Source organism: Chryseobacterium sp. KLBC 52 (assembly GCF_003347605.1).
Lineage (GTDB): Bacteria > Bacteroidota > Bacteroidia > Flavobacteriales > Weeksellaceae > Chryseobacterium.
The window spans coordinates 142862-165730 of sequence record NZ_QDFZ01000009.1; the positions used below are offsets into that span (position 1 = coordinate 142862).

Below are 22869 nucleotides of genomic sequence, written 5' to 3' on the forward strand. Positions count from 1 at the left end.
TTAATTTAATCAGACACCAAGATTTAAAAATATTGAGTTACTTAAAAGAAACTTGTAATTCCAAGCATAAAAAAAGTCCTGAAAAATTCAGGACTTTTATATTATATATTAGTTTAACTAGAAGAATTTTCCTCTGTTTCTCATATTCGGGTTATGCATATGCTTCTGCATGGTTGGCATTTTCAACTGATCTTTCATCATTTTGATCTGATCCGTCATCATTCCTGCGCTGTCAAGTCTTTTTGCTTCTTCCAGCAACTTCTGACCTTCCTGTTTTCTACCTTTAGAAATAGCTGCTGCTGCAAGATTTAAAGTAGCCATTGCTCTGTCGTGTTTCATATTCAAACCGTACTCCAAAGCTTTCTTCATGAAAGGCTCTACTTTTGCAGGGTGATCCTGAGCCTGCGTCAGTCCTGATAAATAGTGAAAATATCCGTATTGAGTCTTATGAAGCTGTCCTTTATAATCTGTTATTTTAGATAACCATTCTCCTGCTTTTTCCATATTTTGTTTTCTCAATTGCCAGAATGCCAATAGGATATACTCGTTTTTGAAGAAAAGTAAGATGGGAAATGCAGCCAAAAGAAAAACAACAATACCCCATCCAAGATTTCTTGTGAAAATCATCATATAAAGTCCTAACAGGATAAGAACTGCTGCTACTGCAATTTTTATGTATTTATTCATTATTAAATTTTAGAAGTGCAAAGATAAATAAATTAGAGATTAGAAGCTAGAAGTTAGAGGCTAGAATTCCTATAACTATTCACTCTTAATTTTTTCAAACGTCTGGAAACAGAAATCATAGCCGTTCTTTTCATCTTTCTCATGGCAGATTTCGTTAGTCATTTTCCAGATTTTAGGATCTATTTTCGGAAAGAAAGTATCAGCCTGAAGGTCTGCTTTCACCAAAGTAACTTCCAATCTGTCCACAACATCCATAGTCTGCTCATAGATATTTCCGCCACCGATAACAAAAACTTCTTCATCAATCTTTTTAGCAAATTTCAATGCCTCTTTGATGCTTCCTACAATAAGAATTCCTTCCTCAAACCAGTCTTTTTTTCTTGACACAACAATGTTGGTACGGTTTGGAAGAGCTTTTCCAATACTTTCATAGGTCTTTCTCCCCATAATAACCGGATGCCCGGAAGTAATATCTTTAAAATGTTTCAAATCTTTGGGAAGATGCCAAAGCAACTGGTTTTCAAAACCAATTTCATTTTTCTCTCCCATTGCCACCACTATTGTTGTCATTCAAATAATTTTTTACAAAATTAGCACATAATTTGTATATTTGGTTAGCACAAAAAATTTAAAAAAATAAACTATGAAAAATAAAGGATGTCTGGGTGCAGGAACCATCGGTATTGCCCTCCTTATTATTGTTGCTGTTCTATTCTTCTGGGGAAAAAGCGGCTATAACAGTTTTGTCAACAAAGAACAGACTGTGAACGCAAAATGGTCTAATGTAGAGACCGTATATCAGAAAAGGGCGAACCTTATTCCTAACCTGGAAAGAACTGTAAAATCGTATTCAAAATTTGAGCAGGAAACTTTAACACAAGTTGTGGAAGCCCGTTCCAAAGCAACTTCCATCAATATTGATCCTACGAATATGACCGAAGCTGATCTGGCAAAATTCCAGGCAGCACAAGGAGAATTATCGGGTGCATTAAGCAGATTGATGGCTGTAGTAGAGTCTTATCCTAACCTGAAAGCAGATCAGCAGTATATCAACTTCCAAAGAGAATACACTGCCATCGAAAACAGTATCAGAACAGAAACAGTTTACTATAACGATGCTGCGAAGGATTACAATACTTCCATCAAGACTTTCCCGAATAATATTCTGGCGAATTTCACCAACTTCAAAGAAAAACCTTATTTCAAAGCTGATGCAGGCGCTCAGAAAGCTCCTGAAGTATTCAAATAATAATGGGTAATTTCCTAACAAATCAACAAATCGCTTCCCTTGTGGAAGCGATTCAGTCTGCGGAAGATCATTCTACGGGAGAGATCAGAGTGCATATTGATTCCAACACGGAAAACCGTGATGCAAAGACTGCATTTGAAGTTTTTAAAAAACTGGCTATGGATAAGACCGCTGACAGAAACGCAGTACTTTTCCATGTCAATTTTGAACAAAAATATCTTACCATCATTGGAGATATTGGAATTCATGAAAAAGTAAGACAGTCGTACTGGGATCATCTTCACGATTATATTACAGCTGAATTTGCCAAAGGAAATTATTATCAGGCCCTGAAAAGTGCCATCCTGGAAACAGGTCTTGAACTCAAAAAACATTTTCCTGTACAAGGAGAAAACCCAAACCAACTCCCAAATGAAATTACGTTCTCTTAAAATAGTATTTTCATTTTTACTACTCTGCTTTTACACTTTTGTATCAGCACAATATACCATTCCTGAAAAGCCAGCAGTGCTTTATCCTGTTTTTGATGAAGCCGGATTACTTTCCCAGCAGGAAAAAGATGCGCTTAATCATAAACTGATCAAGTTTGCAGATTCTACCTCAACGGAAATTGAAGTTGTCATCATCCGTTCTACTAAAGGAGAGGATGTGAATTTTCTTGCAACCATGTTTGGAGAGAAATGGAAAATCGGAAAAAAGGGTGTTGATAACGGAGTGGTTTTCCTGATTGCCACAGAAGACAGAACCATGTCTATCCAGCAGGGACGAGCCGTAGAACAATATCTTACCGCTTCAGTAGCAGGACAGATCTTAGATTACATCGTCACTCCAAATTTCAAGAAAGGACTTTGGTATGAAGGCATCAATGGTGGAACCTCAGCTATTATGGAGGCTGTTGAGGGAAAATTCAAACCTGTAGCCACAACAGCTCCTTCCGGTAATGGAAGTGCCTTTAAAGTTCTTATCATTGCTTTTATTATTTTCATCATCATTGCTATCCTTTTTGGAAACAGAGGTGGCGGACGTGGCGGAAATAATGACGACGATGATGATGTGATTATCACCAGAAGAGGACGCAGAAATTATCCTGGCGGTTTCTTCCCATTCCCGGGCAGCTTCGGAGGAGGAGGCTTTGGCGGAGGAAGTTCCGGCGGCGGCGGCGGATTCGGAGGCTTCGGCGGTGGCGGAAGTTTTGGAGGCGGTGGCGCATCCGGAGGTTGGTAAACTAACAAGTCAATTTAAAATTTATATAGAAATCAGATCGTGATGATCTGATTTTTTTATTTAAAAACCTAAAATAATACTGATTCTTTAACTTTTATTAATGTTAATTTGATATTTAGATAGTAAAAAATTAATAAAACCTCATAAAAACCACCTTTTATTCAATATTTTTTTCTTATATTTACTGAAAACAGGATTATGAAGAAGACGCTGGTAGTATTTGCACACCCTTATCTGGAGCACTCCAATTCGAATGTAGAGCTCATCAACTTCTACGTTCGACACCAGCATTATACCCTGAGAGATCTTTACGAAGAATATCCCGACTTTCATATTGCCGCTTTCCGGGAAAGGAAGCGTCTTAAAAATTACGAACGTTTTATCTTCCAGTTTCCCCTGATATGGTTCGGAATGCCACCTCTTCTCCGGTTATGGATTGATGAAGTTTTCGACAGAGACTGGCTGAAAGAAGGTGAACATAATCCTCTGGAAGGAAAAGAAGTCTATATTCTGGTAACCACAGGTGGAAAAGAAAGGTCTTTCAGCAAAACCGGTACTTACCAATATACCATAGATGAACTCATCAGCGGGCTTATTGTTTCATTAAAAGTTTTCAAAGCAGATATTAAGCATATCAAAATCGTATACGAAGCCAATAAGCTCTCTAAAAAAGAAATTATTTTACATAAAAAAGAATTTACAGAACTACTCAATCAATAGCATATGGAATCCAGCTTAGCGATGAACACATTAATTTTCCTCGGTGTAGCCATTATTATGGTTCCATTGGCCAGAAAATTAGGGTTGAGTTCTGTTATCGGTTATATTTTAGGAGGAATTATCATAGGTCCTTACGTCCTTAAACTTACAGGAAACAATGTCAATGATATTATGCATGCCAGCGAGTTTGGAGTGATTATGCTTTTGTTTTTGGTAGGTCTGGAACTGGAACCCCGGAAGTTCTGGGAAATGCGAAAGAAAATAATGGGTCTTGGACTGTCTCAGATGGCTCTTACCATTCTTCTGCTCTTTCTGGTATTCACAACCGTAGGCTGGAGAGTAGACAAAGCGATTGCTATTGCCATGTGTTTTGCCCTATCTTCTACTGCCATTGTTCTGCAGACTTTACAGGAAAAAAATAATCTCAAAACCACCGCGGGAGAAGCTTCATTTTCTACCCTGCTGTTTCAGGATATTTCGGTAATTCCTATTCTGGCCATATTGCCTATTCTGGCCAATTATAAAGCCAAGCATCATGACAATGAAATTCAGATTCTGATCCAGAAACTCCCGGAATGGCTTCAGGCCGGAACGGTTATTTTTGGGGTAGCATTGCTTATTTTGCTGGGTAGATATGTCTTTGTTCCTTTCCTTCGTTATGTTTCAAAATCGGGAATGTCAGAGTTATTGACTGCTTCTTCCTTATTTCTGGTGATTGGAGTTTCGGAACTGATGGTTGTTATTGGCCTTTCCCCTGCATTGGGAGCTTTCCTTGCGGGTGTAATGCTTGCCAACAGTGAATTCCGCCATGAGCTGGAAGCACAGATCGATCCTTTCAAAGGGCTGCTTTTAGCTGTTTTCTTCGTAAGTGTAGGATCTACCATCAATTTTAATATTATTCAGAAAGATCCATTATTTATCTTCAGTACTGTTTTTGCGGTACTGGCTGTAAAATTTGTGGTTTTATATACCATTGGAAAGTTTTTCAGGATAGATACTTCCCAAAGTCTTTTTTATGCCTTTGCCCTTTCTCAGGTAGGAGAATTTGCATTTGTACTGCTGAATTACGCATCAGATCTTTACCTTTTAGGTCCTGAAATGAATGCACAGATGATGGCTGTAACGGCAATTACCATGTGTATCACTCCTATTCTTCTGATCATCAATGACAAATTGATTACTCCAAAATTTATCAAAGAAATTCCCGAAGAAGAGCATGATTATAATATTCTTGACAGCAACGTTACTCAAAAGAAAATCATCATTGTAGGTTTTGGGCATTTCGGAAGTACGGTAGGACGCCTTTTAAAAGCCAATAAAATACCAGCTACCATTCTGGATCGTGATTCTGACCGTGTGAAACTGCTCAGAAGTTATGGTTTTAAAGTATATTATGGTGACGCAACGAGGATTCCTATTTTAAGAGCGGCAGGAATTGAAGAAGCTGAAATTCTGGTTTTATGTCTGGATGATCCGGATGATAACAAATTCATTGCAGAACTCGTCCGCGAACATTATCCTAATGTCAAAATTTTTGTAAGAGCCAAAAACAGGATTGATGCCTATGATTACCTGAACAGCGGAGTCAATCATATTTACCGTGAAACACTGGGAACAGCCGTGGATATGGCTGTGGATGTACTTCATGAAACCGGAATGAGGAAATATGCGGCAAGACGTCTTGGTCAAAGGTTTATGGCTATTGATAAAGCATCTGTACGGAAGCTGGCAAAAATGAAGGAAAATGATGATGATATTACCTTATTTACCACAAAAGAAATCCTCCAGCGTGAGGAGGAATTATTAGCATACGATAATCTTAATTTTGATAATAAAAACTGGGAAGGTTCCTCATCTACCGACGAAGAAGATGAGGAAGAATCCCAGGATTAGTTTATTGGATGTTTACGCTTCCACCGCTGCTTTCGTCTTTTATCACACTCTTAAGCTCTCCTTTTTTCGAGATATCCACACTTCCACCGGATGAAGCACCTGCTTTCACACTGGAAACAGCACTTATGTGAACACTTGCTCCACTGGAAGCGTCTGCTTCTACATCATCAGCAATAACTCCTTTTGCAGAAACACTGCTGCCTGAAGAAGCACTTACGTCTACCTTTTTTGCTTTACCGGAAAGATCCAGAGTTGATCCTGATGAAGATTCAATATCAAGGTTTACGGCCCATATTTTACCATCGAAGCTGCTGCTGCTGCTTACATTGATGTCCATATCATTAGCTTCGAGGTCTCCGGAAATACTTCCGGCACTTGATGCTTCGATATCTGTTTTCTCCTGAGTAAATTTATCTTTTATAATAATTCTCGCAGCTGAATCTGCAACAAGTTTGCTAAAATCTTTTGTATAAATTTTAGCTGTCACTTTGCTGATGTTCATCACTCTGATCCCTGGTTTATAATGAATGTGCAGTTTTCCGCCATCATTTTCTACCAGAATTTCATCAATGATACTTTGAGGAGCTGAGATTTCAACTTTCTCAGTTTCAGATTTTATAATTTCTGCTTCAATAGCTTGTGAAACCTGAATTTCATCGAAATCTCCGTTAAATTCCTTATGCTGTATCGGGCCGCTTTCTTTGCTCACTACTTTCTCTACCCAATTACTTCGGTCTCCGTCTCTGTCTCTGTTTCGGTTCTCATGTTTATCGTTACATGAGGCTAATGCCGCTAAGGCTGAAAAAATAAATAAAGTCCTTGTTTTCATGCTTATTCCTTTTGTTAATTATTTTTGTTGATTTCTTTAATTAAATGACAACTAATTTATAAAAAATATTACATTACATTTGAAAATACTGCAACTCTATGCAATACTGATTTTTTAGAAAAGACATTTCCGATTCATCGGTACTTAACCGATTCATTGTAAAACGCTGATACAATGGGTTACATAAATACGTTCGCCAAAATACATTCTATGATGCAAGTTTTTAATATCTTTATGCTTTAATAACAACTATATTTATGAAGAATATTTCATCGGTATTATTAATTTCTGCCTTGGCGTTCAATCAATCTTGTACTACAATGAAACAGACCGATATTCAACAGGAGCTACCTGCACCTGATCCCTCTTTAGCTTCAAATCCTTTTATGAAGAAGAGTAAGCTTCAATACGAAGCTCCGGAGTTTGACAAAATCAAAAACGAACACTTCAAACCTGCTTTTAACTATGGTTTAAAGCAACATGAAGCTGAAATTATAAAAATTGCCAACAATCCGGCTGCCCCTACTTTTGAAAATACCATCGTTGCATTGGAAAAAAGTGGTGAAGTACTGAGAAGAGCGCAAATTGTATTCTCAAACCTTACCAGCGCAAATACGAACCCTACTTTGCAGGCTTTGGATGAAGAATATGCACCTATTTTTGCTGCCCATTCTGATAAACTGTACCTGAATGAAAATCTTTTTAAAAGAATACAATCCATCAAAGAAGATGGTCTGGATTCTGAAAGCAAAAGACTTTTACAATATTATAAGCAGAATTTTGAAATTGCAGGAGCTAACCTTTCTGCAGCTGATAAAGAAAAATTAAAGCAACTCAATCAGGAACTGGCTTCTCTTTCTACTCAATATGCCAACAAATTACTGGAAGCAAGAAAGCAAGGTGGAGTTTTCTTCTCAGACGCCAAAGAACTTGATGGACTTTCTGCAGATGAAATTGCTGCCGCAGCAGCGGATGCTAAAACAGCAGGACAACCAGGGAAATATCTTCTGGCTTTACAGAATACAACACAGCAGCCTCTTTTACAAAATTTAAAAAACAGAGCTACCAGAGAAAAACTTTTCAAAGCTTCATGGACCAGAGCTGAGAAAGGAGATGCCAACGATACGAGATCAACCATCGAGCAGCTTGCTAAACTAAGATTGAAGAAAGCACAGATTTTAGGCAAGAAAAACTTTGCAGAATGGAAACTTCAGGATCAAATGGCAAAAACCCCTGAAGCGGCAACAAAACTTATGAACCAGATTGCTACTCCTGCAGTGGAAACAGCAAGACGTGAAGCAAAAGATATTCAGGATCTTATTGATCAGCAGAAAGGAGGTTTCAAAGTAGAACCTTGGGACTGGAATTTCTATGCTGAACAGGTAAGAAAAGCTAAGTTTGATCTTGATGAAAGTGAAATAAAACCATATTTTGAAATCACAACTGTGCTTGAAAAAGGAGTTTTCTTCGCTGCTGAAAAATTCTACGGACTAACTTTCAAAAAGAGAACAGATCTTCCGGTTTACCATCCTGATGTAGTAACCTATGAAGTTTTCGATCACGATGGAAAATCTATCGCCATCTATTATCTGGATTTCTATACAAGAGATTCTAAAAACGGTGGAGCATGGATGAGTAATTTTGTGGAGCAATCTTACTTATTAGGAACAAAACCTGTAATCGTGAACTGTTACAATTACCAGAAACCGGCTCCGGGGAAACCTTCATTAATTAGTTATGATGATGTATCAACCATCTTCCATGAATTTGGTCACTCTATTCACGGAATGTTTGCCAGCCAGAAATATCCTTCACTTTCAGGAACGAATGTACCGAGAGACTTCGTAGAATTCCCATCTCAGATCAATGAGCACTGGGCTTTAGATCCTGTTGTTCTGAAGAATTATGCTGTACATTATGAAACAAAACAGCCTATTCCACAGGCTTTGGTAGATAAGATCAAAAAAGCATCTACTTTCAATCAAGGCTATATGACTACAGAGTTGGTTTCTGCCGCTGAATTGGATATGGATTGGCATACAGTAAGCAATGACAGCCAGTTTATTCCTGTTCTGGATTTTGAAAAGCAGTCTCTAGCCAGCCATGGATTTAATCTGGCAACGGTTCCGCCAAGATATCACACGCCTTATTTTGCACACATCTGGGGAGGTGGATATTCTGCAGGATACTATGCGTATTTGTGGTCTGAAACATTGGATAATGATGCATGGGAATGGATCAGTAAGAACGGTGGTTTAACCAGAGAAAATGGTGACCGTTTCAGAAAATATATTCTTTCCGTAGGAAATTCTGTAGACCTGAACCAGGCATTCAGAGACTTCACCGGACATGATCCGGATATCAAACCTTTATTGAGAAACAGAGGGTTTATTAAATAAATCAAGGGAAGCATTCTTTAATTGGAGTGCTTCTTTTTTATACCTATCGGTGATAAATAAAATTTTCTATGTTTCGGCTAAAGCCGGTGGATTTTTGTTTATTGATTTTGAACGGGCTTCCTTCGTCTCCGCTCAGGATTATATCCCGTTTCTATTGAATATATAATAATTCAACATATTAATGCCATTATAGAATTCAAATAGGCAGAAGTCCTTTCTAATGAGATTCATTATTTTTGCATTCAAAATTTAAAATACGATATATGAACTGTCCATGCTGTTCAGGAAAATCCTACGAAGAATGCTGTAAACCTTATCATACAGGAGAAAAACATGCTCCTACGGCTGAAGCTCTGATGCGCTCAAGATTTTCTGCTTTTGCCATTCCGAATGGTGAATACCTGATGGAGACTACCCTTCCGGGAAAAAGAAAATACCATAATAAGAAAGATCTTCAGGAATGGGGAGAAATCAACCAATGGACAAAACTGGAAATCATCCGTACTCCAGCTTTAAATCATGTAGAATTTAAGGCTTATTATACAGATCAGGACGGGCATCCGCAAGTTCATCATGAGTTCTCTGTTTTTCAGAAAATGCATGAACGCTGGTATTATGTTTCCGGGGAGTTTTTGGATTAATAAATGGATTGAGGAGATATGATGTAAAGTGATGCTTTGCGTATAGAACCACCCCGTCAAAAATTCTTTGAATTTTCGCCACCCCTCCACTGGAGGGGAATGCCAAGCATTCAATACCTATTATAACCTTATCAATAAAAATGAGCCACAGATAATTCTGTGGCTCATTTTTTATCTCTAAAAAATATCCGAAATAACCGGACATTTTTTTATTTTTTAGTGAGCTTCGTTTCCGTCAATTCCATGAGCGTGACCATGCGCCAACTCTTCTTCTGTTGCAGGACGAGTGCTTAAAACTTCAACGTCGAAATCTAACACTTTTCCAGCCATTGGGTGGTTAAGGTCTGCTACTACAACTTCCGGAGTAATTTCTACTACAAAAGCCTGGAAGTTATTCCCCTGATTATCTGATAAAGGAAGAATAGCTCCTACTGGTGGAAGTCCTGATTCCTTGAACATTTCCACTGGTAACTGTGCAATAGCATCAGGCTGTCTTTCACCATAAGCTTCTTCAGGCTGAATTACAAAAGCCGCTTTATCTCCAGCTTTTAAACCTAAGATATTTTGTTCAAATTTCGGAATCATCATTCCCACACCATACAAAAATGTAAGTGGATTTTCTGTTGTTGTTTCTTCTACAAGAATCTTACTTCCGTCTGGTTCGATCGTATGAAGTATATACTTTACAGCTACAACGTGATTGTTTTCGATTGTCATATTTTTTCTTTTTTTCGTGATTTTCTTTCACGATTAATCATACAAATATACTATTTTTGAAATGATTCCGTGAGCCTGGAGGCTGGAGGTTGGAAGAAGGAAGCTATGAAAGGCATAAAGAAATGGAGATCTTCTTTTTACAGCCTTTATTTTTTTCTGCTTTCATCTCTTTTTTTCTGTCTCAGCATAAAGAGATACAGGCTCTCCACCTTTGTTCTGGCCCACGGTGTTTTCCGCAGAAATTTCAGGGAAGAACTTATGCTTGGGTTATCTGTAAAACATTTAATATTGATCTGTTCGCCCAGCCTTTCAAAACCTTGATAATATTCTACCAGTTCTTCCAGGATAGCATCAAGTCTTTTTCCGTGTAGAGGATCTTTGGATTGCTGTTCCATCTTTTTTTTGCAAAATTAATTGATTATAAGTTTATATGGAAATCTACACCTCTTCTTCCCTTTTTGTTTCTTATTTTTGAAGAAGCTATTTCTTATTCTTAAAAAATATGAGCAAAAACAACGAAGCGAACAGGAAAAAAAATAAAAAGAAAATTGATCAGAAAAAACGTAAAATACAGAATGCAGAAGCGGAAAGGAAAGCACGTTTAAAACAAATCCGGGAAGATTTCAAAGCAAGAGAAGCTGATGATAGCTTATAAATTGTTTTTATCTGAAATTAAAGGAAACCTTATTTTTAAAAATGAAGTATTCTCTATATTTACATTGTAATAGCTGCAAAATAATTCTCTGCAAAACAACTTGAAAATTACGCTGCATATACCCTTTTTAATTCTCAAATTTACATTATGAAAATCCTCCACACTGCCGACTGGCATTTGGGTAAACGCCTCGACCGCTTTTCTAGACTGGAAGAACAGGTTTTGGTGATGAATGAAATTGTTCAGATTGCTGATGAACAAAACGTTGATTTAGTTCTCATTGCCGGAGATCTATTCGATAATTTTAATCCAAGTGTAGAGGCTGCTGAACTTTTTTATAAAACATTAAAACGTTTATCATTGAATGGTAAGCGCCCTGTGATTGCTATTTCAGGGAATCACGATTCTCCCAGTTTAATTAATGCTCCCGATCCCTTGGCAAGGGAATGCGGGATTATTTTAATAGGCCATCCTAAAGCTGAAATAGCACCTTTTGGTACAGAACATTTTAAGATTACCCATTCAAAAGAAGGTTTTATCGAGCTGAAAATTGGTGGGATCAACTTTCCTGTAAGAATTCTTCACACTCCTTTCGCAAATGAGATCCGATTAAAGGAATACTTTGGAGAAAATAAGGAAGAAGAAATCAACAAAGTCCTTTCTCAGACCTGGAAAAACCTTGCGGATCAGTTTTGTGATGATTCCGGGGTGAATCTTCTGACAGCTCATTTATACATGAATAAAAGAGGTGCAGAAGTGTTGGAAGAACCCGAAGGAGAAAAACCAATTAAGATAGGCAATGCAGATCTGATTTTTTCAGACAGCATTCCTGAGCAAATTCAGTATACAGCACTCGGTCACCTTCATGGTTTCCAGAATATAGGAACGAAGGAGAAACCGGTTATTTATTCATCTTCTCCTCTGTGCTATAGTTTCAGTGAAGCGGGACAAACGAAGTATGTTTCCATTATTGACGCAGAACCTGGAAAAACAGTTTCCTACGAAAAGAAACTTTTGAAAAGCGGCAGAGCTTTAGTCCGAAAAACATTTACCGCCATTGATGCTGCTGTTCAGTGGCTGGGAGAAAATCCAAACACATTTATTGAACTTACGCTGGAAAGTGAGACTTTTTTAACGGCAGATGAAAGGAGATTAATCTATCAGTCTCACAACGGAATTGTTCACCTTATCCCCAAAGTAAAAAATCTGGAATTGTCAGAAGATTCAAACCATGAAATCAATTTAAGTCAGGATATTGATATTTTATTCAAAGATTATTTTAAATCCAAAAATGGCGGGCAGGAAGCCAATGAAGAACTGATGAATCTGTTTAACGAAATTTTAAATGCATAAGCCATGATCCCTGTTCAATTAACTATCGAAGGTCTTTACTCATACCAGGAACGCCAGACGATTGATTTCAGAAATCTTACTGAAGCCGGACTGTTTGGGATTTTCGGAGCGGTAGGTTCCGGAAAATCATCGGTTCTTGAGGCCATTTCGTTTGCTTTATATGGAGAAACGGAGCGTCTGAACATGCGTGATAAGAGGGCTTATAACATGATGAATTTAAAATCAAACAGTTCTTATATAGAATTTGATTTTGTGAATTATGAGAATAAATTGTTTCGTGCTACCCGTGATTTTAAAAGAAATTCCAAAAAATTCGAAGAGGTAAAACCTAATGCCGTTACTTTTTATGAGAACATCAATGGGAAATGGATTCCTTTAGATCACTCAAATGCGGAAGCTGTTATTGGATTAAGTTATTCCAACTTCAAAAGAACTATCATTATTCCGCAGGGACAGTTCAAAGAATTCCTTGAATTGGGTGCCGCAGAGAGAACGAATATGATGAAGGAGATCTTCAATCTTCAAAAATTTGACCTCCAGAACAATGTTTCTGCACTTAATGTAAGGAACCGATCTGAACTGGATCAGCTGGAAGGGCAATTGAAAGGTTTTGAAGAAATCAACCAAGAGAAAATCCAGATCCAAAAAGAGCAGCTTGCAGAGGAACAGAAAAAGCTCTCAGAATCCAATGAAAAACTGGAAAAAATTTCCCAGACTTATCAGCAGCTGAAAAACTTAAAAATTGACTTCCACAGTTTACAACAGAATAAAGAAAAATTCAATAAACTCTCAGAAGAAAAGTCTCCAATGGATGCTTTGGAAGCACAGGCAGAATTATACGACCGTATTTTCAGGCTCTTCAATCCATTGATCATTGAGAAAAATAAGCTTTCAAAAGAGATTTCAGACAAGCGGAATGAGAAAGAGCAACAGATCAAAATCCAGCAGGAAACTGAAAAGGCTTTTACTATCATCAAAGAACAACTTACTGCTCTTGAACCAAAGTTTAAGGCATTGGAGCAGTCCAGAATTCAGGAAAATGATTTGAATCTTATCATTCAGATCCTGAAATTTTCTGAGGAGATCAAAGTTCTGAATGAAAGAACTCAAAAAGGTTCTGAAAAAGTAAAAGAAGTAGATGTTCATAAAGAGAAAATTCAAAAAACCATTGATGAACTTTCTACACAGGTTAAAACCTTAAAGGAACAGAAACTTGACTCTGCCCTGCTTTCTGAAGTGGGCAACTGGTTTATTCAACACAAGAATTTAAAAAAATCCCTGCAGGAGCAAACTGAAAAGATTGGGAAACATCAAAAGCAGATCGGAGAAATTACAGAAGAATTAAAGCCTTTTGCTTATACCGAAAATTATAAAGAAGATTTCAGAATCAGAAAAGAAACCTTAGAAACTCAAAAAAAGGAACTTTCCCAGAAACTGGATCAACTCAAAATTCAAAAAGAACTTTCCCGCTTTGCCAATGAACTTCATGATGGTGAAAATTGCCCTCTTTGCGGCTCTAAAGAGCATCCGCATATTGTGGAATTTCATGATGTGAATGCTGAGTTGAAGGAAATTCAGGAGAAAATAGCATCGCTTGAACAGGAAGGAACAGGACTTCAAAAGCAGGAGGCTGAAATTGACAAGATTCTTGACCGCAAAAAGATCTTTGAGGAACAGCTTATTTCAGAACAAATAATCGTTCTTCAGATTCAAAAAGATCTTGAAAATCATATTCTGAATTTTACGTGGAAAACATTTTCTCCTGATCAGGAAGAAGAGTTTGAGAAAAAACGTTCAGATTCATTCACTTTAGAAAAAAAGATTGAGGAAACAGAACGGAATATTGCTTTGGAGAGAGAAGCTCTTGAAAGAGAAATTAAAACGCTGGAAAAGTATAAGACTGCTCTGGAAGCTTTCCGTTTAGAAGAAGTTTCGAAGCAGGAACAGATCAATATCAGCCGGTCTGGTCTTAAAATCCTGGACTGGAATCTGTATGTCCAAAAGGAAAAATCTGAGATTGAAGAAATTTATCAAAAGCTGGTACAATCCAACAAGGAAACTGAAGAAAATTACCAGAAAGCTTTACAGCAGGAAAAAATCCTTTCTCCAAAACTGGCAGAGCAAAAAGCCATTGTCAGCCAGTCTGAAAAACAGATTACAGAACTTGAAAAAGAAATTTCAAGCAATGAAGCAGCTATTGTCAAAGCGTTGACAAATCAAAACTTCACAGAATTTAAAGAGGTTGAGCATATTTTACTTCAGGAAATTGATGTTCAGATGGTAAGGGCTAAAGTTCAGCATTTCAAAGTTGAATTTGAAGCTTTAAAGAAATTCATTGGAGAGCTGGAATTAAAGCTGAAGGGACTTTCATTCGATAATGAACAGTTTTCTCTGGCTGAAAAGCAATTTAATGAAGCACAAACCGAGCAAAAGCAGATCAGTGATTCTGTAGTCACAAAAACTGCAGAAATAGACCGTCTGGAAAAGGAATTTGTAAAAAAAGACGAACTTCTGAAAGAACTGGCAAAGCTTCAGAAACGTTCCGAAAATTTAAAAATCATGATGAACCTGTTTAAAGGAGCAGGCTTTGTACAATATGTTTCATCTATTTATCTGAGACAGCTGTGTGATCATGCCAATGTACGCTTTCACCGCATGACGAGAAACCAGCTGAGTCTTCAGCTTAATGAAAATAACGATTTTGAAATCATCGATTACCTCAACGAAGGAAAAAGCAGAAGTGTAAAAACGCTTTCCGGAGGACAGGCATTTCAGGTATCTTTAAGTCTGGCTCTGGCTCTGGCAGAAAGTGTTCAGGCCAATGCACAGGCTGATAAGAATTTCTTCTTTATTGATGAAGGTTTCGGAACACAGGATACGGAATCTGTGAATATCGTATTTGAAACGCTCACCAATCTGATGAAAGAAAACAGAATTGTGGGAATTATTTCGCACGTGGAAGAACTGAAAGAGAAAATTCCTACGGCACTCAATATTATTAAAGACGAAGAAAGAGGAAGTATCATTGAAATGATTTAGTTCAGTATATTTTAAATAACAAAAGCCACAAAAGATTTGTTCTTTTGTGGCTTTTGCACCTCATAAACTTCCCTGTTACAGTCCTTTTATAACAGGCTTCACTTCATTTCCAAACAATTCTATAGACTTCATCATTACATCATGGGCAGGATCTCCCACATCCATGTGCCCGATAAATCTTGTAATCCCGAAAATCTCCTTCATATAAGCAATCTTTTCTGCTACTTCAGCCGGACTGCCGATGAATAACGCACCGTCCTTGCTTCTTCCACCCTCATACTGTGCTTTTGTGTAAGGCGCCCATCCTCTGGAAGCTCCTATCCTATCCATCTGAGATTTATAATTATGGAAATACCCATCTACCACTTTTTGGTCATCACTCACAAAAGTATGGGAGTGGATTGCAATCTGCATTTTCGAAACATCATGTCCTGCTTTTTGGTATTCCTGTTTATAGAATTCGATCAGATTTCTAAACTGGATTGGCATTCCTCCAATAATGGCTACCACTAAAGGCATTCCAAGCTGGGCTGCACTTAAAACAGACTGAGGAGTTCCTCCAACCGCTCTCCAGATGGAAAGTTTTCCATCATTTTTTGCTCTTGGATATACGGTTTGATTCTGCATCGGAGCACGAAGTTTTCCCGACCAGCTAACATTTTCCTCAGAATTGATTTTCAGTAATAATTCTAATTTTTCGTCAAACAGCTGTTCATAATCATTCAATGAGTAACCATACAATGGAAATGACTCAATGAAGCTTCCACGTCCTACAAATATCTCTGCTCTTCCGTCTGAAATCAAGTCCAGCGTTGAAAAATCTTCATATACTTTTACCGGCTCTGAAGAACTTAAAACAGTCACTCCACTCGCCAGTTTTATATTTTTGGTAATACTTGCTGCTGCTGCCAGTACTATTTCCGGTGAGGAAACAGCATAATCCGGACGGTGGTGCTCTCCCATTGCGAAAACATCAATTCCCACCTCATCCATTAATTTTACCTGATCCAGTATTTCACGGATCTTTATTCCTGCATCTCTATATTTTCCGGTAGACTGGTCTAAAGCCAGATCCCCAAACATTCCTATTCCTAATTCCATATTGTTGATTTTAGTAATACAAAATTACCACTATGAAATATCAAAAACATTGATGTTTGTTAAGATCGGAAGGGCTATTGAATACTGATGATTTTTTTGTTGGAAAACGCAAGGGCGCAAGGATTTTTATCTTTATACTGTTTTAAGGCGCAAGAAAATCAAAGATTTTCAGCAAATATTTATGTGTATAATGTATATAGTATTAGAACTCTACAATTTTATCGCAGATAAAATCCTTGCTCCCCATAATATGAAGTATTCAATAATCTTGCGTCTTTGCGTTTTCAAAAGATCCTAATCCTTTTTAGCGAAACAAAAAATCCAGCCTAAAGCGAGACTGGATTGTATTATTATTTCTTCAGATACAGATCAAAATAATCTGTAATTTTCTGCATCAGGTGAACTCTGTCTTTCCCAATCACATTATGTGGATGTCCCGGATACGTAAAGTAATCTAACTGAACTCCGTTATCCACAGCTGATTTGATGAATTTAATAGAATGCTGCCATACGACTACATCATCCTGAGCTCCGTGGATCATCAGTAATTTTCCTTTCAGGTTCTGTACTTTATCCAGAAGATTAGCTGTTGCATATCCCTGTGGGTTTTCCTGCGGAGTATCCATATATCTTTCTCCGTACATGATCTCGTACATGCTCCAGTCGATTACAGGTCCTCCTGCTACTCCTACTTTGAATACATCCGGCTTGCGAAGCATGAAACTTGTCGTCATAAATCCTCCGAAGCTCCATCCATGAATTCCCATTTTGTCTCCATCTACATAAGGAAGAGATTTTAAGTACTCTACTCCTTTCATCTGGTCATTCATTTCTGTTGTTCCCAGATTTCTGAATACAGCCTGCTCAAACTTCATTCCACGGTTGGAAGAGCCTCTTCCGTCCATGGTAAAGATAATGTATCCGTTCTGAGCCATATATTCATACCAAAGGTTTCCTGAAGCCGGGAAGCTGTTGGTAATCAGCTGTAAGTGCGGCCCGTTGTACAGATAAACAATAGTCGGATATTTTTTGTTCGGATCAAAGTTGGTTGGAAGGATAATCTTTCCATACAAAGGAGTTCCGTCATCTGCTTTTAAAGTTACGTTTTTAATTTCCGGTCTCTGATAATTCTTTAATGGATTCTCAGAAGTAAGGATATTGGTAGTTTTTAAGTTCGCTGTATTGATAATATTGGCAACTCTCGGTGAATTGGCATTACTGTAAGCATCATACAGATAATTTCCATCGCTGCTCAATGTACCTGCATGCATCCCTTCTCCACTGTCCAGCCTTTGCATCTTAAAATTAGTCCAGTTAATTTTATACAAATGTCTTTCCAAAGGAGTCTCTTTTGTTGATGTAAAATAGATTTCCTTTTTCTTTTCATTGAACCCTAAAATATCGGTTACCAGCCAGTCTCCTTTTGTGATTTGAGATACCAGTCCTTTTTCAAGGCTGTAGTGGAACAGGTGGTTGTATCCTGTTCTCTGGCTCTGCCAAATGAAGTCGGTGTTAGAATTCGGGAAGAAAGTAAGCGGATGCTGTGGCTCAACATATTTGCTGTCTGTTTCTTCAAATAAAGTTTTCACCAATTCTCCAGTTGCAGCATCATATTGATTCATTTTCATATGATTCTGGCCTCTGTTCAGAACAGCCACAAAGATGTATTTTGAATCCGGACTCCAGGTAACTGCTGTTAGATATTGGTCTTTTTCGCCCTCCACTTTTAAGAAAGTCGTAGCTTGAGTTTTAATATTGAACACCCCTAATGTCACCTGGTGAGAAGTCTGACCCGCCATTGGATATTTAATATTGTGATTGACAGCTGGAGTTACAGACCAATCGATGATCGGATAATCTGCAACCATGCTCTGATCCATTTTATAGAAAGCTACACTCTCAGAGTTTGGCGCAGGGAAAATTCCGGTATCAATTCCGAATTCATTTCTGTGAACAGCCTGTCCGCTAATGATATTTTCATTGCTCTCGTTGGTTACAGCAATGGTTTTCCCGTTTCTGTTGACAAATAAATTATTCTTTGTTGTGAAAGCAAAAGTCTGACCGTCACCAAACATTTTCACGTTCGCCGCATCCTGATCAATGGTAGCTGCGCTTTTTACTTTCCAGTCGTTTCCTGATTTTTCGATCCACAACATTTTACCTTCTGTAGTAAAATATCCTTTAGAATTCCCTGTAAATTTGATAGGAGGAACCGCTTTAAATTTTTCATTAGAAAGGTTTCTGTTCATTTGGCTCAATGAGATCAGAGTATCCTGTTTGTTGGTCTTCAAATCTGTAATCAGATAACCGCCTTTCACTGCCTGGATATAAGATTTTCCGTCTGCAGCCCAGGAAAACTGGGAGATATTTTTCACAGCAAGGTTGGTTCTCATTCCATTTACAGCCTCCGCCATGGTAAACTTCTGGCTCTGGGCGAATGCTGAACTGCCTAAAACCAGCATCAATAAAGAAAATTTATGTAATTTCATTGTATAAAATTGAATCCTCCAAAAATAAGAAATAAAAACCATTCGTTAAGAAACGTTAAATTAAAACATTCATAAAATGGAATTCATGCATTCAAAGGAATTATTTCTTAACTTGATAGTAGAATTTTTAAAGGAATTAGGATAGGTGAATTGTGAACAGTCAATCCGCTGCGCTTGTCAATTTGTTGAAATAAATTCACCATTCACTTGCGGAGCAAAATTGACCCTTGACAAAAAAATCTCATTTCTTATCCTATATCAATGACTCATATAGGTACGGTGTCCTAAATTTGCATCATTAATAACAAACAAAAAATACAAAATACAATGGCAACAAAATGGATTTTAGACCCTACGCATAGTGAAATTACTTTCAAAGTAAAACACATGATGATCTCTAACGTAAAAGGAAGCTTCAGAACTTTCACTGCTGAAATTGAATCTGAAGATGAATTCTTTGCAAATGCAAAAACTACTGCTACCATTCAGACAGATTCTGTATTCACCAACAATACAGACAGAGATAACCACTTAAAGTCTGCAGAGTTCTTCAATGCTGAAGTACATCCTACCATCACTTTTGAATCTCAGGCATTAAATAATTCTATTGTTGGAAATCTTACCATCAACGGAATCACAAAACCTGTAAATCTTGATGTAGACTTCGGAGGAATCAACGTAGACCCATGGGGAAATACAAAAGCAGGTTTCTCTTTTGAAGGAAAAATCAGTAGAAAAGACTTCGGATTAAACTGGAATGCCGCTCTTGAAGCAGGAGGTGTAATGGTAAGTGACGATGTAAAAGTAGCTGGTGAATTACAGTTTGTAAAACAGGCATAGTAAATTAATATATAGGATAAAAGGTTCGGGGATTTTTCTAAAAGCCTTGAACCTTTTGTTTTTTTTATAATCTTATATTTATGAACCTCAACGATCTTCAAAACATAAGCAACGGTTTTAAAAGCACACAGAGAATGCCTGTTTTATTTCTTGGACATGGTTCACCAATGAATGCCATTGAAGAGAATCAGTTTGTACAAGGATTCCGGAAAGCTGCTTCAGAAATTCCAAAGCCTAATGCAATTCTTTGTATTTCTGCCCACTGGTATACAGACGGAACTTTTGTAACCGCTATGGATATGCCGAAAACCATCCATGATTTTTATGGTTTTCCAAAAGCCCTTTTTGATGTGCAGTATCCTGCTCCCGGAAGTCCGGAACTGGCGAGAGAAACTGCAGAATTACTTCTTCCTGTAGATGTGGAAGAAGACCACAGCTGGGGACTGGATCATGGGGCATGGTCAGTTATCAAACATATGTATCCTGATGCGGATATTCCGGTGATTCAGCTGAGCATCGATCATACAAAACCTCCACAGTATCATTACGATCTTGCCAAAAGACTGAACAAACTTCGTGAAAAAGGTATTCTTATTATCGGAAGCGGAAATATTGTTCATAACCTTCGCCTTATCGACTGGAAAAATATAAATACAGTGGGAGCCGGCTGGGACTGGGCTGTGGAAGCCCGTGAAAAAACCAACAACTGGTTACTTGACGGCAACTTTCAGAATATCATCGATTACCAGAAACAAGGAACTTTCTTACAATATGCTGTTCCTACGCCTGATCATTATCTTCCTTTATTGTATACTTTAGGGCTGAAAGATCAGTCTGAAGAGCTTAATTTATTCAATGACGAACTTATTGGTGGATCATTGAGTATGACAAGTGTAAGGATAGGATAATCTATATTAAAATAAAAAAGGAAATACCTCAGCTGAGATATTTCCTTTTCTTTTTTATGGAATTATTATTTATTGTACCGCTTTCAGAACATTGATGTTTCCGTAGCCGTAGCTTGAATTTACATTGGGATAATAGGTAGCAGACTGTCTCATTTTATTCAGTACCTGATCTCTTGTCCATGATGGATTTTTAGCCCAAACCAACGCTGCAATTCCTGCTGTAGCTGCTGTAGCCACTGAAGAACCACCCACATAATCTGCCTGGCCGTTGTAATAACTCAATACAGGCACTGTATTTCCTGAAGGCCTCTCCATCTGGAAAGTAAAGTCGATCTGGCTGCCCGAGTGGCACACATCACATTTCTGATTGGAAGTATTTTCTTTTACTCCTGTTATCGCCTGAGTTTCTGACATTGATGCAGGGAAAATGACTCCGACAAAACTCGTAAAACTGGTTGAAGTACCTCCGGCACAGAAGATCAGTTTTCCTTTAGAATAAGCATATTTAACCCCATCTTCAATTTTTCCGACAGAGAAAATATGTCCCATCGACATAGAGATGATTTTTACACTGGTATTGTTACCCAATTCTGTGAAAGCCGTTTTTACAGCTGTCTGTTCACTGGAAGTTTCAAGAACAACATTTTCTGCAGCTCTGTAGGCAATAAGATTGGCATTATAAGCTACTCCTACAGGTAATCCTGCATTATTTCTCGGAGCTGCCATTACGGAAGCCATTTTCGTTCCATGCCCACACTGGTCTCCGGATCCGTCTGAATTATACACTCCGTATTTGCTGATCGTTCTTCCTGAAGAAGCTCCATTATTAAAACTTCCTCCCAGTAAAGTCTGTTCCGGTGAAACTCCTGTATCAATAAGTCCTATGGTAACACCTGCTCCTGTGCTGTAGCTCCATGCATCAGGAATATTGTGTTTAGCAAAAGCCCAAGGTATTTTTGCACTTGGCGTTGTTGAAGTATAGTCTGCAGTACTTAAAGTAGATGATGAGAACCCACATCCCGAAGAACCACTTCCTGAAGATTTTGCCGCTGCATTATATTGAGCTTCAAATTCAAAATAATGATAATCTGCCGGTTCTACATATCGGATGTTTTTCATTTGTCGGAGAGCGGAAACAGTTTCCTCATTTTCAATCACAACATCCATCTGATTAAGATATTGATCTGAAAGAAGAAGGAAATTTCTTTCGTCTTTTCCTTCATATTTTTTGATTACAGAGAGAACTTCTTTCTCCATATCAGCATTGTTGGGAGACTTACTTCTGTCAAAATCATCTTTAGAAGCTCCGAAACCGATAGAGACCATTTTATTTCCACGGAAAATAGCACTCCATACGAAATGATCGGATTCATTTTTCCAATTGAAAGTTCCGTCTGTTTTAATCGCCTGATTGATCCTTTCGTTGATTTGTTTTGCTGTCAACGGATCTTTCTGGGACATTTCTGTTTTTACATTTTCGTTCTGGAGATCTTCTCTGGAGCACGAGTTTAAGGCAAAAAATATTGCCAGTAGGAATACAGTTTTTTTCATATGTTATAATTTTGGATGAGGCTACAATATAACACTTTAACGGGAATTAAAAATTGAAAAAAAATGAATTTAGCATTACATAAATATTAAATTACAATACTTTTCTGTAGCACACACTTTGCTCTATCCCAGCGTATTGTCCATAATTGGGTATTTGATAAAAACCACTTTTTTCATAAACCGAGATGGCACTTTTCAAATCCCGGGAAGTTTCTAATACGGCATTTGTAAAGTTCAATTCTGTTGCCCAGCTCTCAAGTTCTTTTACAATGGTAGAACCTAGTCCTTTCTTTCTGAATTCCGGATGGGTAAACATTCTTTTTATTTCTACGGTATCTTCTGAAAACGGTTTGAATGCTCCACACGCAGCAGGTATATCATCTATATAAGCTACGACACAGTTTTTAATAGTATCTATTGTATTGAACTGAGCAAAGAAATCATCATTTTCACCATTATGTTCAGACAAAGTGGCATCGAGGAGTTTTACAAGGTTCTGAAAATCTTTATGAGTAGAATCTGTTCTGAGGATGTACATTTTTATTTGATTAAAAGATTAATACTGATAGAATCA

General features: G+C 37.7%; 21 protein-coding genes. 12 read left to right on the top strand and 9 right to left on the bottom strand.

Annotation, left to right across the window (positions count from 1 at the left end; genetic code table 11):
* Positions 1-117: 117 nt before the first annotated feature.
* Together DDF69_RS11810 and DDF69_RS11815 are read right to left on the bottom strand one after the other, a co-directional pair.
* A complete protein-coding gene (locus DDF69_RS11810; protein ID WP_034693340.1) occupies positions 118-687 on the bottom strand; it encodes a membrane protein in 570 nt (189 codons plus the stop codon).
* Between the two features lie 75 nt (positions 688-762).
* Entirely contained in the window at positions 763-1257 is a 495-nt protein-coding gene (locus tag DDF69_RS11815; RefSeq protein WP_114820943.1) for a dihydrofolate reductase, read from the bottom strand.
* 73 nt (positions 1258-1330) lie between these two features.
* Here DDF69_RS11815 and DDF69_RS11820 point away from each other — a divergent pair, with 73 nt between their 5' ends.
* From DDF69_RS11820 to DDF69_RS11840, 5 genes are all read left to right on the top strand, one after another.
* Positions 1331-1936 carry a LemA family protein gene (locus DDF69_RS11820; RefSeq protein ID WP_066690947.1) on the top strand — a complete coding sequence of 202 codons (606 nt, stop codon included), beginning with the start codon at positions 1331-1333 and terminating at the stop codon, positions 1934-1936.
* Positions 1937-1938: 2 nt separating this feature from the next.
* Positions 1939-2367, top strand: a complete 429-nt coding sequence (locus DDF69_RS11825) for a TPM domain-containing protein (RefSeq protein WP_185144342.1) — start codon at positions 1939-1941, stop codon at positions 2365-2367.
* Positions 2348-3160: a TPM domain-containing protein gene (locus DDF69_RS11830; RefSeq protein ID WP_062675618.1), complete on the top strand. Its 813-nt coding sequence runs from the start codon at positions 2348-2350 to the stop codon at positions 3158-3160. The genes DDF69_RS11825 and DDF69_RS11830 overlap by 20 nt, the downstream gene beginning before the upstream one ends.
* A gap of 198 nt (positions 3161-3358) precedes the next feature.
* Positions 3359-3880, top strand: a complete 522-nt coding sequence (locus DDF69_RS11835) for an NAD(P)H-dependent oxidoreductase (RefSeq protein ID WP_110011719.1) — start codon at positions 3359-3361, stop codon at positions 3878-3880.
* Between the two features lie 3 nt (positions 3881-3883).
* Positions 3884-5773: a monovalent cation:proton antiporter-2 (CPA2) family protein gene (locus tag DDF69_RS11840; RefSeq protein ID WP_114820945.1), complete on the top strand. Its 1890-nt coding sequence runs from the start codon at positions 3884-3886 to the stop codon at positions 5771-5773.
* A gap of 1 nt (position 5774) precedes the next feature.
* Here DDF69_RS11840 and DDF69_RS11845 read toward each other — a convergent pair whose 3' ends face one another.
* Entirely contained in the window at positions 5775-6602 is an 828-nt protein-coding gene (locus DDF69_RS11845; protein WP_114820946.1) for a GIN domain-containing protein, read from the bottom strand.
* Between the two features lie 257 nt (positions 6603-6859).
* Here DDF69_RS11845 and DDF69_RS11850 point away from each other — a divergent pair, with 257 nt between their 5' ends.
* Complete coding sequence (locus tag DDF69_RS11850; protein ID WP_114820947.1) at positions 6860-9001, top strand: M3 family metallopeptidase; 2142 nt, start codon at positions 6860-6862, stop codon at positions 8999-9001.
* A gap of 263 nt (positions 9002-9264) precedes the next feature.
* Positions 9265-9642: a YchJ family protein gene (locus DDF69_RS11855; RefSeq protein ID WP_114820948.1), complete on the top strand. Its 378-nt coding sequence runs from the start codon at positions 9265-9267 to the stop codon at positions 9640-9642.
* A gap of 216 nt (positions 9643-9858) precedes the next feature.
* Here the strand turns inward: DDF69_RS11855 and DDF69_RS11860 are convergent, their stop codons facing one another.
* Together DDF69_RS11860 and DDF69_RS11865 are read right to left on the bottom strand one after the other, a co-directional pair.
* Positions 9859-10359, bottom strand: a complete 501-nt coding sequence (locus DDF69_RS11860) for a peptidylprolyl isomerase (protein WP_062675624.1) — start codon at positions 10357-10359, stop codon at positions 9859-9861.
* Between the two features lie 146 nt (positions 10360-10505).
* Positions 10506-10754 carry a VF530 family DNA-binding protein gene (locus DDF69_RS11865; RefSeq protein ID WP_114820949.1) on the bottom strand — a complete coding sequence of 83 codons (249 nt, stop codon included), beginning with the start codon at positions 10752-10754 and terminating at the stop codon, positions 10506-10508.
* A 107-nt stretch (positions 10755-10861) separates the two neighbouring features.
* Here DDF69_RS11865 and DDF69_RS22185 point away from each other — a divergent pair, with 107 nt between their 5' ends.
* From DDF69_RS22185 to DDF69_RS11875, 3 genes are all read left to right on the top strand, one after another.
* Complete coding sequence (locus tag DDF69_RS22185; RefSeq protein ID WP_185144343.1) at positions 10862-11014, top strand: hypothetical protein; 153 nt, start codon at positions 10862-10864, stop codon at positions 11012-11014.
* A gap of 147 nt (positions 11015-11161) precedes the next feature.
* A complete protein-coding gene (locus DDF69_RS11870) occupies positions 11162-12367 on the top strand; it encodes an exonuclease SbcCD subunit D (RefSeq protein WP_114820950.1) in 1206 nt (401 codons plus the stop codon).
* A 3-nt stretch (positions 12368-12370) separates the two neighbouring features.
* The gene (locus DDF69_RS11875; protein WP_114820951.1) at positions 12371-15406 is read left to right on the top strand and encodes an AAA family ATPase; all 3036 of its coding nucleotides are present in this window, start codon (positions 12371-12373) and stop codon (positions 15404-15406) included.
* A 75-nt stretch (positions 15407-15481) separates the two neighbouring features.
* On the opposite strand, the gene DDF69_RS11880 is transcribed toward DDF69_RS11875, so the two are convergent.
* Both DDF69_RS11880 and DDF69_RS11885 read right to left on the bottom strand, forming a co-directional pair.
* The gene (locus DDF69_RS11880) at positions 15482-16507 is read right to left on the bottom strand and encodes an LLM class flavin-dependent oxidoreductase (RefSeq protein ID WP_114820952.1); all 1026 of its coding nucleotides are present in this window, start codon (positions 16505-16507) and stop codon (positions 15482-15484) included.
* 350 nt (positions 16508-16857) lie between these two features.
* Positions 16858-18996 (bottom strand): S9 family peptidase, encoded by a 2139-nt coding sequence (locus DDF69_RS11885; RefSeq protein ID WP_114820953.1) that lies wholly within the window; start codon positions 18994-18996, stop codon positions 16858-16860.
* 327 nt (positions 18997-19323) lie between these two features.
* On the opposite strand from DDF69_RS11885, the gene DDF69_RS11890 reads away from it, so the two are divergent.
* Both DDF69_RS11890 and ygiD read left to right on the top strand, forming a co-directional pair.
* Positions 19324-19836, top strand: coding sequence for a YceI family protein (locus DDF69_RS11890; RefSeq protein ID WP_062675631.1), 513 nt, complete (start codon positions 19324-19326; stop codon positions 19834-19836).
* Between the two features lie 80 nt (positions 19837-19916).
* The gene (gene ygiD / locus DDF69_RS11895) at positions 19917-20744 is read left to right on the top strand and encodes a 4,5-DOPA dioxygenase extradiol (RefSeq protein ID WP_114820954.1); all 828 of its coding nucleotides are present in this window, start codon (positions 19917-19919) and stop codon (positions 20742-20744) included.
* A 69-nt stretch (positions 20745-20813) separates the two neighbouring features.
* Here ygiD and DDF69_RS11900 read toward each other — a convergent pair whose 3' ends face one another.
* Positions 20814-22295, bottom strand: coding sequence for a S8 family peptidase (locus tag DDF69_RS11900; RefSeq protein ID WP_114820955.1), 1482 nt, complete (start codon positions 22293-22295; stop codon positions 20814-20816).
* 91 nt (positions 22296-22386) lie between these two features.
* Positions 22387-22833, bottom strand: a complete 447-nt coding sequence (locus DDF69_RS11905; RefSeq protein ID WP_114820956.1) for a GNAT family N-acetyltransferase — start codon at positions 22831-22833, stop codon at positions 22387-22389.
* Positions 22834-22869: the final 36 nt, after the last annotated feature.

Excerpts from the sequence above, each read along its gene's own strand:
- DDF69_RS11810 (WP_034693340.1), bottom strand. The coding sequence starts at position 687 with ATGAATAAATACATAAAAATTGCAGTAGCAGCAGTTCTTATCCTGTTA.
- DDF69_RS11815 (WP_114820943.1), bottom strand. The coding sequence starts at position 1,257 with ATGACAACAATAGTGGTGGCAATGGGAGAGAAAAATGAAATTGGTTTT.
- DDF69_RS11820 (WP_066690947.1), top strand. The coding sequence starts at position 1,331 with ATGAAAAATAAAGGATGTCTGGGTGCAGGAACCATCGGTATTGCCCTC.
- DDF69_RS11825 (WP_185144342.1), top strand. The coding sequence starts at position 1,939 with ATGGGTAATTTCCTAACAAATCAACAAATCGCTTCCCTTGTGGAAGCG.
- DDF69_RS11830 (WP_062675618.1), top strand. The coding sequence starts at position 2,348 with ATGAAATTACGTTCTCTTAAAATAGTATTTTCATTTTTACTACTCTGC.
- DDF69_RS11835 (WP_110011719.1), top strand. The coding sequence starts at position 3,359 with ATGAAGAAGACGCTGGTAGTATTTGCACACCCTTATCTGGAGCACTCC.
- DDF69_RS11840 (WP_114820945.1), top strand. The coding sequence starts at position 3,884 with ATGGAATCCAGCTTAGCGATGAACACATTAATTTTCCTCGGTGTAGCC.
- DDF69_RS11845 (WP_114820946.1), bottom strand. The coding sequence starts at position 6,602 with ATGAAAACAAGGACTTTATTTATTTTTTCAGCCTTAGCGGCATTAGCC.
- DDF69_RS11850 (WP_114820947.1), top strand. The coding sequence starts at position 6,860 with ATGAAGAATATTTCATCGGTATTATTAATTTCTGCCTTGGCGTTCAAT.
- DDF69_RS11855 (WP_114820948.1), top strand. The coding sequence starts at position 9,265 with ATGAACTGTCCATGCTGTTCAGGAAAATCCTACGAAGAATGCTGTAAA.
- DDF69_RS11860 (WP_062675624.1), bottom strand. The coding sequence starts at position 10,359 with ATGACAATCGAAAACAATCACGTTGTAGCTGTAAAGTATATACTTCAT.
- DDF69_RS11865 (WP_114820949.1), bottom strand. The coding sequence starts at position 10,754 with ATGGAACAGCAATCCAAAGATCCTCTACACGGAAAAAGACTTGATGCT.
- DDF69_RS22185 (WP_185144343.1), top strand. The coding sequence starts at position 10,862 with ATGAGCAAAAACAACGAAGCGAACAGGAAAAAAAATAAAAAGAAAATT.
- DDF69_RS11870 (WP_114820950.1), top strand. The coding sequence starts at position 11,162 with ATGAAAATCCTCCACACTGCCGACTGGCATTTGGGTAAACGCCTCGAC.
- DDF69_RS11875 (WP_114820951.1), top strand. The coding sequence starts at position 12,371 with ATGATCCCTGTTCAATTAACTATCGAAGGTCTTTACTCATACCAGGAA.
- DDF69_RS11880 (WP_114820952.1), bottom strand. The coding sequence starts at position 16,507 with ATGGAATTAGGAATAGGAATGTTTGGGGATCTGGCTTTAGACCAGTCT.
- DDF69_RS11885 (WP_114820953.1), bottom strand. The coding sequence starts at position 18,996 with ATGAAATTACATAAATTTTCTTTATTGATGCTGGTTTTAGGCAGTTCA.
- DDF69_RS11890 (WP_062675631.1), top strand. The coding sequence starts at position 19,324 with ATGGCAACAAAATGGATTTTAGACCCTACGCATAGTGAAATTACTTTC.
- ygiD (WP_114820954.1), top strand. The coding sequence starts at position 19,917 with ATGAACCTCAACGATCTTCAAAACATAAGCAACGGTTTTAAAAGCACA.
- DDF69_RS11900 (WP_114820955.1), bottom strand. The coding sequence starts at position 22,295 with ATGAAAAAAACTGTATTCCTACTGGCAATATTTTTTGCCTTAAACTCG.
- DDF69_RS11905 (WP_114820956.1), bottom strand. The coding sequence starts at position 22,833 with ATGTACATCCTCAGAACAGATTCTACTCATAAAGATTTTCAGAACCTT.